The organism is Shinella sp. H4-D48 (genome assembly GCF_022637395.1).
GTDB lineage: Bacteria > Pseudomonadota > Alphaproteobacteria > Rhizobiales > Rhizobiaceae > Shinella > Shinella sedimenti.
Window position 1 is genome coordinate 2,349,427 of the sequence record NZ_CP093337.1, and the last position, 16,529, is coordinate 2,365,955.

The following is a 16,529-nucleotide window of genomic DNA, read 5'->3' on the forward strand; positions in this document are numbered from 1 at the left end:
TAATTAGCAGGGAATTAATAAGCATTCGATGCAACCAATACGCGCTCAACGTGGCGTAGCAAGGTCGACATGTTAAACCCTCCATTGATGAGCGGCCCCTACCGCTTGAATTATCAGTTTCAGAGCGCCCGTAATCAGGCATCGCTTCGCGCCCTGCTCGATCGATACGTCGATGTTCTCTGGGAACCGGGCTCGCATAAATACAATGTGACGTCTTTTGTCGGCGAACTCGACGAGGTCCTGCTCGGTGCCGAATTCTCGGAGTTTACCGACGAGATGATGGACACGCTGACGGGCGCGCTTCGCAAGCGCGGCAACAGCAATGCCACCATCAACCGCAAGATGGCCGCACTCAGCAAGCTCCTGAAGAAGGCCCAGAAGATGGGCGATATCCAGGGCCTGCCGGAGTTCAAGCGCCTGAAGGAGAAGGCCGGGCGCATCCGCTTTCTCGAGCCGGAAGAGGAAAACCGGCTCTTTGCCGCCATATCCGAGAAATCGGAGCTCTACGGTCGCTTCTGTACCTTCCTTATCGATACGGGGGCGCGGCTGGGCGAGGGTATCGGCCTTCGATGGCAGGATCTGAATCAGGATCGCGTGACGTTCTGGCTGACGAAAAGCGGCAAAAGCCGCTCTGTTCCGCTCACCGAGAGGGCAGCCGCGGCCATCCAGGCATCAGAGCGCAAGCGACGCGGACCTTTCACGAGCATTGTCCAGGCGAAATTCAGGGCGGCCTGGAACGAGGCGAAGCAGGAGGTTGGCCTCGGCTCGGAACCGGATGTCGTTCCGCATATTCTGCGACACACCTGTGCATCGCGGCTCGTTCAGGGCGGCATCGATATCAGGCGCGTGCAGACATGGCTCGGGCACCAGACGCTGCAGATGACGATGCGTTATGCGCATCTCGCATCCGGCGATCTCGATGTCTGTGTCCCCGTTCTGGAGCACGCCGCCCGTATCAAGGCGCCGTAGGCAAACAGCATGGCGTCGTCATTGGCCGGAGGGAGGCATTCCTCCCCCCGAATCACAGGATTTTGGCAGCAGGTCCGGGCATGATTTGTCAGGGCCTGAAACGGCGGCAGATGCCCAGACGGCCCTGAGCGGTCAACACGCAAAAGACGGCTGCGCGTGCAGCGGACTGCACATTGGCCTAAGGCGCGAGAAATTCTGGATATTGTCGCAAAAATCTAAAAATGCCTTGCAATCCCGACCCATGCCGCATAGTGAAATCGCGAGCGGAGAGGTGGCCGAGTGGTCGAAGGCGCTCCCCTGCTAAGGGAGTATACCGGAAACGGTATCGAGGGTTCGAATCCCTTCTTCTCCGCCAGTTTCCCCTTCTGCCATCTTGTATAATGCCGAATGGTTGCACAGTTCGCTCCTTGCCGCGAAGTGAGTAGCCGCCTGCCCTGCCGTTAAGATGCATTCGGTCACCCGGTCCCACCGAGACAAATCTGTCCGGGCCTGTCCCTGCACGATCGTTCAAGAACGGATCTGCAAACACGCCTATTCACCGCGCTCAACAAAGGAGAGCGGCAAGATGGACAGCACGTACCAAACCATCCGATTTTCAGAAAAACTGTCCGGGATCAAAGACCTGTGGCAGCCGCGCGTCGTCGCGGAGATGAACGACTATCAGTTCAAGCTCGTGCGCATCGAAGGCGATTTCATCTGGCATGATCACCCGGAGACGGATGAGACGTTCATCGTCCTCGATGGAGAATTGCGGATCGATTTTCGCGATGGCGCCGTGACGATTCGGCCGGGCGAAATGTTCGTCGTTCCGAAGGGCGTGGAACACAAGCCCTTTGCGCAGAGGGAAGTCCATCTTCTGCTGATCGAGCCGCGCGGGGTGCTGAACACGGGCCAAGCCGGCGGCGAACGTACGGCCGAAAACGATATCTGGATCTGACCTGTCGAATTGCGCAGGCTTGAAGGCGCTGGTTAACGACTCCCCGAAACGAGAAAGCCTCCGGAAACGAACGTTTCCGGAGGCTTCGATTTTTCGACCGGCAGCGTATCAGGCGCGGGCGGCGAGGCGATCGATGGCGTTCTGGGTGGAAGCGCCGAAGTCGCCATCAATTGGGCCGTTGTAGTAGCCACGGTCCTTCAGGATCTGCTGAAACGCCTTGCGGAACTGTGGCGTGAAGTTCGACGGCGAGCCCTTGAGTTCCGAAAGCTTGCCCTGATCACCACCCTCGATGCTGGCGGCTGCCCAGCGCGCTGCCTCCTTGGCATCGGCGCGGGTGCCGAGACCGTAGTCGTAGAGGCGCGAGAGGTTGCCCATCGCATAGGTATTGCCGCCATTGGCCGCCTTTTCATACCAGCTGATGGCCTGAGCGTAATCCTGCTTCACGCCGTTGCCGGCATCGTAAAGCCAGCCCAGCGAGGCCATCGAATAGTAGTCGTTGAAGGCTGCCGCCTTCTCGTACCACTTGCGGGCTTCGGCGTAATCGACGGGAACGCCGAGGCCGGACTGATAGGCGTAGCCGACCGAGGACATGGCGTTGATGTCGCCGCCTTCCGCGCCCTTCTTGTACCATTCGAGCGAAAGGGTCAGGTCACGCGCCGTGCCGAGACCTTCGCGGTAAAACCACCCCATGGTGGCCTGGCCATTGCCATAGCCTTGTTCAGCGGACTTGCGGTACCACTTGATGGCCTCGTCATAGTCCTTGCGCGTGCCGTTGTAGCCCTCGCGATAGAGCCAGCCGAGCGAAGCCTGCGCATAGGGATTACCGGCATTGGCACCCTGTTCGAACATGCGGATGCCCTTGGCCATGTCGACCTGACCATCCGTACCGTAGATCGAATACCAGGCCAGGTTGGTCAGGGCGTAGAGGTTCCCCTCGTCCGCCGCCTTCTGGTAATATTCGCGGGCCTGGCTGTAGTTGCGCGCCGCATCGTGCGCGCGGCCCAGCATGTTGCGAATGCCGTTGTCGGACGGATTGGCGTTGAGCGCCGCCTCGCAGACCGGGATCGCACGACCGTAGTCGATCTGCGTGAAGAGCTTGCCGAGGAAGCCGGGACGCAGGTTCGGCTCGCCGGCCAGTTCGTAACACTGGTCCGCATCCGAGCCGGTGAGCACCGTCGAGGATTGGCCAGTGGTGATGGTCGACGTGCCGCCGCTGGAGACCGAGGCACTGCCGGTGCGGCCGGTCGCGAGCCCATCGATGGCGGCGATCGTCGCCGCGCCGAATTCGCCATCGGACGAACCGCTGTAGTAGCCGCGTTCGCGCAGCAGGTTCTGCAGCTCCGTGCGGAAGGCGACGGTGAAGTTGCCGGGGGTTTCCTTCAGTTCCTTCAGCTTGTTGGCGTCGCCGCTTTCGACGGCCGCCGCCGCCCAGCGAACGGCTTCCTTGGCATCGGCCGGCGTGCCGAGGCCCTGATCGTAAAGGCGAGAGAGGTTGCCCATGGCATAGGCGCTGCCGGCATTGGCGGCCTTTTCATACCAGTAGCGGGCTTCCACATAATCCTGCTTCACGCCGTTGCCGACATCGTAGAGCCAGGCAAGAGAGGCCATGGAGTAGGCGTCGCCCATATTGGCGGCCTTCTCGTACCAGACCTTGGCTTCGGCATAGTTCTGCGCGGTACCGAGGCCGTTCTGATAGGCCCAGCCGAGCGACGACATGGCATTGGCATCGCCCGCATCGGCGGCCTTGCGATACCAGGTGAGCGACTGGACATAATCCTGCGAGACGCCGAGGCCCTCGCGATAGAACCAGCCCATCGTCGCCATGGCATTGGCGTAGCCCTGATTGGCCGACTGCTGATACCACTTCACCGCTTCATTATAATCCTGGCGCGTACCGCCGTAGCCTTCGCGGTAAAGCCAGCCGAGCGAGGCCTGCGCATAGGAATTTCCGGCAACCGCAGCCTTCTCGAACATCGACAGGCCCTTCGGCACATCGACGGGGCCATCCGTCCCATAGACCGAGAACCAAGCGAGGTTGGTGAGGCCATACATGTTGCCGAGTTCGATCGCCTTTTCGTAGTTGCGGCGCGCCTCGATATAGTTGCGGTCTGCGTCATGCGCGCGGCCGAGCAGGTTTACGAGCATGCCGTCGGACGGGTTCTCGTTGACGGCCTGAGCGCAGGCGGTGAGCGCGCGCTTGGCATCGATCTTCAGGAAGTTAACGCCCATGAAGCCGGGCAGCGACTGCGGCTCGCCGGCGAGCAGGAAGCAATCGCGCGAGGCCGGCGTTTCCTTGCCGGCGACATTGACGCTGAGCCCCTTCTTGGGTTCCAGCGCGGCGATCAGCTGTTCGGCGTCGCTGCGGTGCTGGCTGTCGGGATAGCGCTCGATGAAGCGCTGGAGGGCGGCCGCATCGGTCGAGCCCGTGAGCGCCTCCCAGGCGATGCCCGCCGCATCCTGCCCTTCCGTCTCGGTCGCTTCCTTGAGGCCGGCGAGCTTCTTTTCCGCCAGCATCTTGTAGACCGGGTCCTTGCCGTGCTTGGCGATGAAGGCGTTGATCAGGTCCTCGTCGGCGAGGTCGCGGATGTTCTGCCAGTCGGCCGCCGCCTCGGACTGGCCGTTGGGCGAGACCTCCTGCGTGTTGCCGCTGTTGGTGATGTTGATGTTCACTTCCTTGATGTTCAGGAAGATCTGCGCACCGCCGAGCGAACCGTAGACGAAAGGCTCCTGCTCGCGATTGGTGGCCTGCACCACCTCGTCGCGAACCTTGCCGAGCGCGATACGCACATCGAGGCCGGGTTCCGTAAGGTACTTGGCAAGCGCGGTGGCAAACGGGCTGTTCTTGCCCTCCCCGTCCAGCGCCACAGTACCGGCCTTCGACGCGAAAGCGATCAGCGTATCCGCCGATTCAGGCTCGACGCGCGCAAGGCCGCGCGACACGGCACGCGTGCCGATCGAGCGCGTCATCTGCGCGGAGAACGGATTGTTGCGGCAGGCATCGAGAATGAACAGCTTCAGCTTCTTGGCGCCCTCCAGCGACCGCTGCACGCGATCGATGGCCACGCTTTCGTCCTCGACATCCCTGTCGCTCTTCAGCGCCGCGTCGACGGGGATCAGGTAGTTGACCCCATTCATTTCCATGGCGTGGCCGGAATAATAGACCACCGCCATGTCCGCATCGACCGATTCGTCCTCGAATTCGCGCAGCGCCTTGACCATGGCGGAGCGGTCGAGATCGAACACCGTCTTGACGGAATCGAAGCCCGCATTCTGGAACGAGGCGCGCATCAGCTCCACGTCGTTCGCGGGATTGTTGAGCTGGGCGGTCTCTTCGTATTTCTGATTGCCGATCAACAGCGCAACGCGCTTCGCCTCCGCAGCGCCCGCATTGAACACCACGACGGCGACAGACACGAAGAATACCGGCGCCCAGTGTTTTTGTACGCGTCTTAACATGCCCTTACCTCCGGCATTATTGCCGCCACTATTACGTATGGGCATGCCCGTTTCAATGTGGGGGCATTCGGAATTTTTTATCCTGGCCGGCGGAGCTCACCCGGCATCGACCTCCACCCAGCGCTCCTCGCGATGGGAGCGGGCCATGGCATGCACGGATTTTTCGATGCGCAGGCCATCGACAAAATCGATGGCATGGGATGGTTTCCCGGCGATGGCGGCCATCAGCTCGCGGCATTCTATGACCTTGAGATCGTTAAAGCCGAGGCCGTGGCCCGGCGCCGGAATGAACCTGTCATAGGGCTTGTGATGAGGGGCGGTCAGGATTGTGGAAAAGCCCTGTTCGGTGGCGCGACCATCGGTCGTATAGAGCTGGAACTCGTTCATGCGCTCCTGATCGTAGAGGATCGAACCCGTCGAGCCATAGATCTGCAGGGCGATGCGGCCCTTGCGCCCCCAGGCGGAGCGGTTCGCCATCAGCACGCCGGAAATGCCGCCGGAAAGGCGCATCAGAACACTGGCGATATCGTGATTTTCGACGGCGCGCCGACCGCCGTCCTTCGTGGGACGGTCGGCATAGGGCTTGGCAAGCGAGGCGATGACCGCCTCGACATGGCCGAACAGGCTCCACAGCAGCGACAGCGGATGCACCGCGAAATCATCAAGCGCACCATAACCGGATGACGCCTCGCTCTTCCAATAGAACAGCGCCTGCGGATCGGCCATGAAATCCTCGTCCATCTCGATGCGGACGTGATTGACGGTGCCGATCGCGCCCTCGTCGATCAGCGAACGGATGTGGCGCATGACCGGGTTCTGGATGTAGTTGTAGCCCATCACGGCGATCTTGCCGGACGCGCGCTGGGCAGCAAGCATGCGTTCTGCATCGCCGATGTCCGTTGCCATGGGCTTTTCACACCAGACGTGTTTTCCCGCTTCGAGCGCGGCGATCGCCATTTCGGCGTGGAACTGATTGGGCGTGGTGACGGAAATCACGTCGACTTCAGGGTCGGCCAGCAGATCGCGCCAGTTCGCGGTGGCTTTGGCAAAGCCGAACTCCTTCGCACGCGCAACGGCGAGTTCGCCATTGGCCTCGGCCAGATGCACGAGGCGCGGGCGATCGACGTCGCCGAAAACCGTACTGACATTGTTCCAGGCGAGCGCATGGCACTTGCCCATATAGCCGGTGCCGATCAGTCCAATGCCAAGAGCCTTCATGACGTCTCCTCCGTCCGCTGAATTCCGCTACGCTCCCGCGCCGGAATTGCTATATCTCGCAAGAGGGGCGCGCTGACGTCATTCATAGCCGGAAAGATTTGGAATGAAAACTTTCTTTTCCTTGATAATGGAATATTCATTCCGTTTTTCGCGAAGCGGCAACGTGAGGAGAATGAATGCATGACCAGCAGCGAAGCGGCCCAGACCCGCGTACCCCGCGATTTTGAAAGCCTGCGCAGCGTCATCATCGAGCGCAAGGAGACCATGCCGAAGCGGCTGGCGCAGGTGGCGGCCTATGCGCTGTCCAACCCTGACGACATGGCCTTCGGCACCGCAGCGAGCATTGCAACGGCTGCGGACGTGCAGCCCTCGACGCTGGTGCGCCTTGCCCACCATCTCGGCTACGACGGTTTTTCCGACCTCCAGAATGTCTTTCGCGCCCGGCTGCGCGACCGCACGCTTTCGTATGAGGAGCGGCTGCTGTCGCTGGAGGCCGGCGCAACGGCCGGCAGCGATGCCGAACTGCTTTCCGGCTTCCTGAACGCGGCAAGCCAGTCGGTGGCGCGGCTTGCCAGCACGGTCGATGGCGAGACATTTTCGAAAGCGGTGGATGTGCTCGCGCGGGCGGAAACGATCTATCTCGTCGCCAAGCGCCGGTCCTATCCGCTGACGGCGCATATTGCCTATGCGTTCGGCAAGCTCGGCATCCGCCACCAGATCATCGCATCGCCCAACGGCATCGATACCGAAATGGCGCAATTCGCCACCGGCAAGGACGCGGTGATTGCGGCAAGCTTTTCACCCTACGCCGCCGAAAGCCTGACGCAGGCGCAGGAGTTGGCGGGCCGCGGCGTTCCGATCATCGCGATCACCGACTCGGTGTTCTCGCCGCTTGCCGCCACCGCCACCCACTGGTTCGAGGTGTCTGAGGCCGATTATGCCGGCTTTCGCTCGCTTTCGGCCTCCATGGCGCTTGCGATGGCGCTGCCCGTTGCGATCGCCGAGCGCCGGCGCAGTCTCAAGCGCACACCAAGGCGGAATGCCGGAGAATAAAAATGGAATGAATATTCCGAATTGACATAATAATAGAATTCATGTTTCATTTTCCGAGAATGCCGCATCGCCTTCCCGAAGGCGCCGCGAGACCGGGAGGAAGACATGCCCAACATCGATCGCCGCGAGAGCCCGGCGAAGTCGCTCGACGTGATCACGATCGGCCGTTCGTCGGTGGATCTCTACGGCCAGCAGCTCGGAACGCGGCTGGAGGACACCGCCTCCTTCGCCAAGTCCGTGGGCGGCTGCCCGGCCAATATCGCGATCGGCACGGCCCGCCTCGGCCTCAGGTCGGCGCTGATCACCCGCGTCGGTGACGAGCAGATGGGCCGCTTCATTCGCGAGCAATCCGCCCGCGAAGGCGTCAATGTCGAGGGCATCAGGACCGACAAGGATCGGCTGACCGCGCTCGTGCTGCTCGCCATCGAAGCCGAAGGCGTTTCGCCGATGATCTTCGTGCGCACCGACTGCGCTGACATGGCGCTGGACGAAGGTGACGTGGACGAGGCCTTCGTGCGCTCCTCGCGCGCCGTTCTGGTCTCCGGCACGCACTTTTCGCGCCCCAACACGGAAGCTGCGCAGCGCAAGGCGATCCGCATCGCGAAGGAAAGCGGCGGCAAGGTCATCTTCGACATCGACTACCGCCCGAACCTCTGGGGCCTTGCCGGCCATGCCGAGGGTTTCGAGCGTTATGTGAAGTCCGACCGGGTGTCCGCCACCCTTAAATCGGTCCTGCCGGACTGCGACCTGATCGTCGGCACAGAAGAGGAAATCATGATAGCCTCGGGTGCCGACGACGTGCTGTCGTCGCTCAAGGCGATCCGCGCCGTTTCGCCGGCCACCATCGTGCTGAAACGCGGCGCCATGGGCTGCATCGTCTATGACGGCCCGATCTCCGACGATCTGGAAGACGGCGTGGTGGGCGATGGCTTTCCCATCGAGGTCTATAATGTGCTGGGTGCGGGCGATGCCTTCATGTCCGGCTTCCTGCGCGGCTGGCTGACGGGGGAGGATCACAAGACCTGCGCCACCTGGGCCAATGCCTGCGGTGCCTTTGCCGTATCGCGCCTTCTGTGTTCGCCGGAATATCCGAGCTGGGAGGAACTGACCTTCTTCCTGAAGAACGGCAGCAAGCATCGCGCGCTGCGCAAGGACGAGGCGATCAACCACATCCACTGGGCGACGAACCGCAAGCAGGCCGACATTCCCCTGCTGATGGCACTCGCCTGCGACCACCGCATGCAGCTTGTCGATGTGGCCGACGAGTTGAAGGTGCCGCATGACAGGATTTCCGCGTTCAAGCGGCTGACCGTCGAGGCTGCCGCCCGCGTCTCGCAGGGCCGTCCGGGCTACGGCATGCTGATCGACGAACGTTTCGGCCGCGACGCCTTTTTCGACGCTGCAACCAAGGGTTTCTCGTGGATCGGCCGCCCGGTCGAAATGCCGGGCTCCAAGCCGCTACGCTTCGAGTTCAGCCAGGATATCGGCTCGCAGCTGGTGGAATGGCCGCTCGACCATTGCATCAAATGCCTGTGCTTCTATCATCCCGACGATCCTGATACCCTCAAGACGGAGCAGCAGGAGAAGCTGCGCACGCTCTTCGAAGCCGCCCGCCGCGTTGGTCGCGAGCTGCTGGTCGAGATCATCGCCGGCAAGAACGGCCCGCTCACCGACGACACCGTTTCGACCGCACTCCAGGAACTCTACGATCTCGGTATCAAGCCGGACTGGTGGAAGCTGGAGCCGCAGGCGTCGAGCGCGGCGTGGAAGAACATCGAAGCCGTCATCGCACGCAACGACGAATATTGCCGCGGCATCGTGCTGCTCGGTCTCGAGGCGCCGACGGAAGATCTGGTCAAGGCCTTCGAGGCGACCACCGTCGCGCCTTCGGTGAAAGGTTTTGCCGTCGGCCGCACGATCTTCGTCGACGCCGCCCGCGCCTGGATGGCCGGCAAGATCGACGACGAGGCAGCGATCACGGACATGGCCAGCCGCTTCCGCGAACTGACCGACGCATGGCTGCGCACGCGCAGCCTGCAATAACAGAATACGGGAGGAACATCATGGGCAAGACGATCCGGCTGACGATGGCGCAGGCCGTTGCGCATTTCCTGAACGCGCAGAAGACGATCATCGACGGCAAGACGGTGCCGATCTTCGCGGGTGTGTGGGGCATTTTCGGCCACGGCAATGTCGCTGGCATGGGCGAAGCGCTCTATCAGGTACGTGAGGAACTGCCGACGCTGCGCGCCCACAATGAGCAGGGCATGGCGCATGCCGCGGTCGCTTTCGCCAAGGCGAGCTTCCGCCAGCGCTTCATGGCCTGCACGACCTCCATCGGCCCGGGTGCGCTCAACATGGTGACGGCGGCCGGCGTGGCGCACGTCAACCGCCTGCCCGTGCTCTTCCTGCCCGGCGACATCTTCGCCAATCGCATTCCAGACCCGGTTCTCCAGCAGATCGAGGATTTCGGCGATGGCACGGTGTCGGTCAATGATGCCTTCCGCTGCGTGTCGCGCTATTTCGACCGCATCACGCGGCCCGAGCAGATCATCTCGGCGCTCAAGCGCGCCATGCAGGTGCTGACCGATCCGGTCGATTGCGGGCCGGTGACGCTGTCACTCTGCCAGGACGTGCAGGCCGAGGCCTATGACTATCCCGCCAGCCTGTTCGAGGAAAAGGTCTGGGCGACCCGGCGCCCGCGTCCCGACACGGACGAACTGGCCGCCGCCATCGAAACGCTGCGCAAGGCGCGGACGCCGCTGATCATCGCTGGTGGTGGCGTGCTCTATTCACAGGCGACCGTAGAACTCCAGGCCTTCGCGGAAACGCATGGTATCCCCGTCGCCGTCACGCAGGCCGGCAAATCGGCCATCGCGGACGATCATCCGTTGTGCATGGGTTCGGTCGGCGTGACCGGCACCTCGGCTGCCAACGCCTTTGCGGAGGAAGCCGATGTCATCCTCGCCGTCGGCACGCGCCTGCAAGACTTCACGACGGGTTCGTGGGCGCTGTTCAAGAACGGCGGCGTGACGATGATCGGCCTCAACACCGCGCCCTTCGATGCCGCCAAGCATGACAGCCAGCCGCTGGTCGCGGATGCGCGGGAAGGCCTGAAGCTGCTTTCGCAAGCGCTAGGCGGCTGGTCGGCACCCTCGGCTTCCACGCAGACGGCCAAGAGCCGCAAGGGCGAATGGATGGCGGCGGCGAACCGCGCGACGGCACCAACCAATGCCGACCTGCCTTCCGACGCGCAGGTCATCGGTGCGGTGCAGCGTTCGATCGGCGGCGAGAACTCCGTCCTCGTCTGCGCCGCCGGTGGCCTGCCGGGCGAGTTGCACAAGCTGTGGCAGGCGAAGAAGCCGGGCGGCTACCACATGGAATACGGCTTTTCCTGCATGGGCTACGAGATTGCCGGCGCGCTCGGGGTGAAGCTGGCGCGGCCCGAGGCGGATGTCGTCGTCATGGTTGGCGACGGCTCCTACATGATGATGAATTCCGAGCTTTCGACGTCCATCATGCTCGGCCAGAAGCTGACCATCATCGTGCTCGACAATCGCGGCTACGGTTGCATCAACCGATTGCAGATGGGCACCGGCGGCGCGAACTTCAACAATCTGCTCAAGGACTCGATGATCGAGATGATGCCCGATATCGACTTCCGGGCGCATGCCGAGAGCATGGGCGCGGTCGCGGTCAAGGTGTCCTCCATCGCCGATCTCGAAACGGCCATCGAGCAGAGCAAGGGCAACGACCGCACCTCGGTCATCGTCATCGACACCGACCCGCTGATCACCACCGAGGAAGGTGGCCATTGGTGGGATGTGGCGGTGCCGGAAGTCAGCCCCCGCAGCGAGGTCAACAAGGCGCGCATCGCCTATGTGAAGGCCCGCGCAGCCCAGGCCTTGGGCTAGGAAGTATCGTCTCTGCCACCCTCAGGCTTGTCCCGAGAGGAAGGCAGAATGAATGGGACAAGACAATCGACAGGGAGGCCGTTGCCTCCCGCCATGGAGCCTCGCATGAAAGCCAAACTCGGCATGTCGCCCATCGCCTGGTGGAACGACGATCTTCCGGACCTGAGCGACGACGTGTCCCTCGAAGAGTGCCTGCGCCAGTCGCGCACGGCCGGCTTCACGGGCATGGAACAGGGCCGCCGCTTTCCGAGCAGCCCGGAGGAAATGCTGCCGATCCTGCGCGCCGCCGACGTCACGCTGTGCGGCGGCTGGTTTTCCGGCACGCTGGTCGATGAGGAACTGTCGGCCAACAAGGACCGCATCGCCCCGATGATCGAACTGTTCAAGGCCGTCAACGCGCCCTGCATCGTCTATGGCGAAGTCGGCCGCTCCATCCAGGGCGACCGCTCCAAGCCGCTCGCCACCAAGCCGCGCCTCTCCGACGACGAGATGAAGGCGTATGGTCGCCGCCTCACCGCCTTCGGCGAATGGTGCGCCGAACAGGGCATGCCGCTCTCCTACCACCACCACATGGCCGCAGTCGTCGAGACCGAGCCGGAACTCGATGCCTTCATGAGGAATTCCAGCGAAGGCATTCCGCTGCTGCTCGATGCCGGCCACCTCGCCTTTGCCGGCGGCGACGTGCTGCGCGCCATCGACAACCATCATGCCCGCATCAACCACGTGCATGTGAAGGATATCCGCCAGTCGGTCGTGGATGGCCTCGACCGCACGAAACAGTCCTTCCTCGATGCGGTGGCGTTCGGCGCCTTTACCGTTCCGGGCGACGGCTCGCTCGATTTCGGCGCCATCGTGCAGCGCTTTGCCGACTACGGCTATGAAGGCTGGTTCGTCGTCGAAGCCGAGCAGGATCCGCGCAAGGCTCCACCGGCGAAGATGGCTGAAGTCGGCCATGCCGAACTGATGCGCGTGATGACCGCCGCCGGTTATACTGTCGAGACGGAAGGATTTCCAAAAGGGTAAGCCCTAGCCGCACGCCTGAATGAAAGGACCGAACCCATGCCGAACCTGCTCGTCAAACCCCAGGGCACCCACGGCCGCGTCAGCCATGTCACGCCCGAAAGCGCCGGATGGACCTATGTCGGCTTCGACCTGCACCGCATGAAGCCCGGCGAGATCGTGGCGGCGGAAACGGGCAGCCGCGAGGTCTGCCTCGTCTGGGTTTCCGGCAAGGGCAAGGCGACGGCGGGCGGCGAGGATTTCGGCGTGCTCGGCGAGCGCATGAGCCCCTTCGAAGGCGCACCGCACGCACTCTATATCCCGGCCGATTCCAACTGGTCGGTGACGGCGGAGACCGATCTGGAACTCGCCGTCTGCTCGGCCCCGGGCGGCGGCGATTACAAGGCGAAGCCCATTCCCCCGGGTACCCATGCGCAGCTTCATCGCGGAAAGGGCTCGAATATCAGGCATGTGCATAACATCATGCCGGAAGACGACAATTCGGCCCATTCGCTGCTCGTCGTCGAAGTCATCACGCCGAACGGCAACACCTCGTCCTATCCCTCGCACAAGCATGACCGGGACGACCTGCCGAACGAAAGCCTGCTAGAAGAGATCTACTACCATCGCCTCAACCCGCCCCAGGGCTTCGCCTTCCAGCGCGTCTATACCGACGACCGTACGCTGGACGAGGCCATGGCAGTGGAGGATGGCGACGTGACGCTGGTGCCGAGGGGGTATCACCCCTGCGCGACCATTCACGGCTACGACCTCTATTACCTGAACGTTATGGCCGGTCCGAAGCGCGTCTGGAAGTTCCACAACGCCAAGGAGCATGAGTGGCTGCTGGGGTGATTGTGGACCAGAATCATCGGCGCAGGATTGCAATACGAAATCAATCACATCGCCCGGCACCGACCGTCTCGCTGGCGGCGGCACCGGGTGCCGGAATACCATCGGCTTTATTTTTCAACTCCTTGAAACGTTTCCGGGCGAAGAAACGAAGGGCAGGCCGAAAGCCGGACTAGAAGGGAAGGATCTCCTCGCGGTCTCCGAGAAAGACCTCCTTGGGATGACGGCGATAGGCGACGATATCGGCCATTTCACCGAGATGAACCCAGTTGCCGCCCTCGTTTTTCCGCCCCCCGATATGGACGATACCGCGATAGAAAATGAAGCGGCCGGACCGCAGGCGCACATCGACATCGCCGGTCGTGAACGGCGGCAGGCCGCCATGCCACGGGATCCATCCGTGATCGGGCTCGTCCCGGAAGATTTCCCACCGACCGTCAAACCGGTCGCCTTCCCAATGATTTTCCGTCACGTCTTTTATCGCTCCACGATTCACCAGATGTGAATATCACGCGCAGCCAGCGGCAATCAGACGAAAAGCGCGTGCGAGCTTAAGATCAGCGCTTCCACTTGCGCGTAATGCCCCATTCCTTGGCGATCTCGAGCGTCGAGGAAAAGCCGGCCTGCAGCATGAAGGGTTCCGGTGAGGCCGCGTAGCCACCGCCCTCGCCCGACATGACCGGCGTGCCGTGACCCATGCCGTCGATTTCATGGAAGGTGACAAGCGGCTTGCCGTCCTTGTCCGGCCAGATCCGGATGCGGCGGCCTTTCAGGCGCTTTTCGACGAAGGCATCCTTCGGCAGGCGGTAGAGGTCGCGCCATTGCTCGACAAGCGCGAGGCCGTTTGAAAGCGCGACCGTATCGTCGGCAGTGCCATGCCAGATCGAGACCGACGGCTTGCGGCGAATGCGCGGCGAGACCAGCCGAACGAGATCGGCCCAGGCGCGGGGCGTATGATCCGGGGCCTGCGCCATCGCATCGAAGGCGCGGGTGGCGTCGCGGGCGGCACCGAACGGGAGGCCGGCGATGATGGCGCCGCCGGCGAAGACATCAGGGTAGTTCGCCAGCATCGCAGCCGTCATGGCGCCGCCGGCCGAAAGGCCCGTTATGAAAATGCGTTGCCGGTCGCTTGCCGCAAGCCCGGCGGCATGGGCCACGATCTGGCGGATCGACATGAGTTCGCCGCGGTCACGTGTCACCTCGCTCGGGCGAAACCAGGTGAAACACAGACGCGGATTGTTCGCCTCCCGCTGCTGGGCGTAAACGACGGCAAAGCCACGCTCGTCGGCAAGCGAGGCCCAGCCGGCGGCGCGGTCATAGCTTTCGGCATCCTGCCGGCAACCGTGCAGCACCAGCACGAGCGGGCACCCGGACGGCAGGCCCTCGGGGATATGTAGAAACATGCGAAGGCCGCCGGGATTGCTGCCGAAGCCACTCGTCTCGACAAGCGGCGAGCCTGTGTCCACGCGGCGGCGCACGGCCGGCGTCCTGCGTTCCGTGGTCGGCTGGAACGGCCAGAACAGATCTCCCAGCCGCGTTTCGGCCGGTAACAGTCGCTCGACCGACCGCTTGAAGCGATCCCGCATGCTTGGCCTCTCTTTCATGGAATTGCCCATCGTCAGTTTACTTGCGCAGTGTGCGCGGCAGGATCAAGGCACAGTCGGCGAAATATCGGAGATGGCTCATTCTGCGGATTCATGAGGGCATTCATAAATAGCCAAAGTGCAACGCCCTGCATTTCGTTCCCGGCCTTTCGAACCCGGTCAAGCTGATGTAGCACTTCTGCAACGACAGATCCGCGACAGGAGGAACCCCATGAGCGAGCACCACAGCGCCACCCCCGAGCAGGCGCGCGCCAAGATGGCGCCCTTCGACTGGGCCGACCCCTTCCTGCTTGAAGATCAGCTGACGGACGAAGAGCGCATGATCCGCGATACGGCGCGCGCCTATTGCCAGGACAAGCTCGCCAGCCGCGTGACCGAAGCCAACCGCCATGAGATCTTCCACCGCGAAATCATGAGCGAGATGGGCGAACTGGGCCTGCTCGGCCCGACCATCCCGGAAGAGTATGGCGGCGTCGGCGCCAACTACGTGTCCTACGGCCTCGTCGCCCGCGAAGTGGAGCGCGTCGATTCCGGCTATCGCTCGGCCATGTCCGTGCAGTCCTCGCTCGTCATGCACCCGATCTTCGCCTATGGCACCGAAGAGACCCGCAAGAAGTACCTGCCGAAACTCGCCTCAGGCGAGTGGGTCGGCTGCTTCGGACTGACGGAGCCCGACCATGGTTCTGACCCCTCCTCCATGATCACCCGCGCGAAGAAGGTCGACGGTGGTTATCTCGTCTCGGGCGCCAAGAACTGGATCACCAATTCGCCGATCGCCGATGTTGCCGTCGTCTGGGCCAAGTCCGACGCGCATGACAACAAGATCAAGGGCTTCGTGCTGGAACGCGGCATGAAAGGCTTCGAAACACCGAAGATCGAGGGCAAGTTCTCGCTGCGCGCCTCCGTCACCGGCATGATCATGATGCAGGACGTCTTCGTTCCCGAAGAGAACCTGCTGCCGGAAGTGTCGGGCCTTGCCGGTCCGTTCGGCTGCCTCAACCGCGCCCGCTACGGCATCGCCTGGGGCGCCATGGGTGCCGCCGAATTCTGCTGGCACGCCGCGCGCCAGTATACGCTCGACCGCAAGCAGTTCGGCAAGCCGCTCGCCGCAACGCAGCTCATCCAGAAGAAGCTCGCCGACATGGAGACCGAAATCGCGCTCGGCCTGCAGGGCGCGCTGCGGCTTGGCCGCCTGTTCGACGAACATCGCGCGCCTGCCGAGCTGATTTCGCTGATGAAGCGCAACAATTGCGGCAAGGCGCTCGATATCGCCCGCGTTTCGCGCGACATGCACGGCGGCAACGGCGTTTCGGACGAATATGGCGTCATCCGCCACGTCATGAACCTTGAAGCCGTCAACACCTATGAGGGCACGCATGACATCCATGCGCTGATCCTCGGACGCGCGCAGACCGGTCTTCAGGCCTTCCAGTAAGCTGACCTGACATTTCGCAATTTCGGCGGCCGCTCGTTAGAATACGGGCGGCCGTTTTTACGCTTTCTCCATCCCGTTTCGGTACAGTACCA

General features: G+C 62.6%; 12 protein-coding genes and 1 tRNA gene. 10 read left to right on the forward strand and 3 right to left on the reverse strand.

From position 1 onward, the window contains the following. Positions 1–69 precede the first annotated feature (69 nt). The 3 genes from MNR02_RS11590 to MNR02_RS11600 all read left to right on the forward strand — a co-directional run bounded on the left by MNR02_RS11590 (position 70) and on the right by MNR02_RS11600 (position 1,906). On the forward strand, positions 70–969 hold the full coding sequence (locus tag MNR02_RS11590) for a tyrosine-type recombinase/integrase (RefSeq protein ID WP_371746665.1): 900 nt from the start codon (positions 70–72) through the stop codon (positions 967–969). 265 nt (positions 970–1,234) lie between these two features. Continuing rightward, positions 1,235–1,324 (forward strand) — tRNA-Ser (locus MNR02_RS11595). Positions 1,325–1,534: 210 nt separating this feature from the next. Continuing rightward, on the forward strand, positions 1,535–1,906 hold the full coding sequence (locus MNR02_RS11600) for a cupin domain-containing protein (RefSeq protein ID WP_241948865.1): 372 nt from the start codon (positions 1,535–1,537) through the stop codon (positions 1,904–1,906). Positions 1,907–2,014: 108 nt separating this feature from the next. On the opposite strand, the gene MNR02_RS11605 is transcribed toward MNR02_RS11600, so the two are convergent. Together MNR02_RS11605 and MNR02_RS11610 are read right to left on the reverse strand one after the other, a co-directional pair. Continuing rightward, a complete protein-coding gene (locus tag MNR02_RS11605) occupies positions 2,015–5,362 on the reverse strand; it encodes a caspase family protein (RefSeq protein WP_241946881.1) in 3,348 nt (1,115 codons plus the stop codon). A 96-nt stretch (positions 5,363–5,458) separates the two neighbouring features. Continuing rightward, positions 5,459–6,580 (reverse strand): Gfo/Idh/MocA family protein, encoded by a 1,122-nt coding sequence (locus tag MNR02_RS11610; RefSeq protein ID WP_241946882.1) that lies wholly within the window; start codon positions 6,578–6,580, stop codon positions 5,459–5,461. A 180-nt stretch (positions 6,581–6,760) separates the two neighbouring features. Here MNR02_RS11610 and MNR02_RS11615 point away from each other — a divergent pair, with 180 nt between their 5' ends. The 6 genes from MNR02_RS11615 to MNR02_RS11640 all read left to right on the forward strand — a co-directional run bounded on the left by MNR02_RS11615 (position 6,761) and on the right by MNR02_RS11640 (position 13,903). Further along, positions 6,761–7,633: a MurR/RpiR family transcriptional regulator gene (locus tag MNR02_RS11615; protein ID WP_241946883.1), complete on the forward strand. Its 873-nt coding sequence runs from the start codon at positions 6,761–6,763 to the stop codon at positions 7,631–7,633. A gap of 105 nt (positions 7,634–7,738) precedes the next feature. Continuing rightward, complete coding sequence (gene iolC, locus MNR02_RS11620; RefSeq protein WP_241946884.1) at positions 7,739–9,676, forward strand: 5-dehydro-2-deoxygluconokinase; 1,938 nt, start codon at positions 7,739–7,741, stop codon at positions 9,674–9,676. Between the two features lie 20 nt (positions 9,677–9,696). Beyond that, complete coding sequence (gene iolD, locus MNR02_RS11625; RefSeq protein WP_241946885.1) at positions 9,697–11,547, forward strand: 3D-(3,5/4)-trihydroxycyclohexane-1,2-dione acylhydrolase (decyclizing); 1,851 nt, start codon at positions 9,697–9,699, stop codon at positions 11,545–11,547. 105 nt (positions 11,548–11,652) lie between these two features. Continuing rightward, positions 11,653–12,570 carry a myo-inosose-2 dehydratase gene (gene iolE, locus MNR02_RS11630; protein ID WP_241946886.1) on the forward strand — a complete coding sequence of 306 codons (918 nt, stop codon included), beginning with the start codon at positions 11,653–11,655 and terminating at the stop codon, positions 12,568–12,570. 36 nt (positions 12,571–12,606) lie between these two features. Continuing rightward, positions 12,607–13,401 (forward strand): 5-deoxy-glucuronate isomerase, encoded by a 795-nt coding sequence (iolB, locus tag MNR02_RS11635; protein WP_241946887.1) that lies wholly within the window; start codon positions 12,607–12,609, stop codon positions 13,399–13,401. Beyond that, the gene (locus MNR02_RS11640; RefSeq protein ID WP_241946888.1) at positions 13,382–13,903 is read left to right on the forward strand and encodes a hypothetical protein; all 522 of its coding nucleotides are present in this window, start codon (positions 13,382–13,384) and stop codon (positions 13,901–13,903) included. The genes iolB and MNR02_RS11640 overlap by 20 nt, the downstream gene beginning before the upstream one ends. Positions 13,904–13,955: 52 nt before the next feature. Here the strand turns inward: MNR02_RS11640 and MNR02_RS11645 are convergent, their stop codons facing one another. Beyond that, positions 13,956–14,984 carry a PHB depolymerase family esterase gene (locus MNR02_RS11645; RefSeq protein WP_241946889.1) on the reverse strand — a complete coding sequence of 343 codons (1,029 nt, stop codon included), beginning with the start codon at positions 14,982–14,984 and terminating at the stop codon, positions 13,956–13,958. Between the two features lie 229 nt (positions 14,985–15,213). On the opposite strand from MNR02_RS11645, the gene MNR02_RS11650 reads away from it, so the two are divergent. Further along, positions 15,214–16,437, forward strand: coding sequence for an acyl-CoA dehydrogenase (locus MNR02_RS11650; protein ID WP_241946890.1), 1,224 nt, complete (start codon positions 15,214–15,216; stop codon positions 16,435–16,437). The last annotated feature ends 92 nt before the right edge of the window (positions 16,438–16,529 follow it).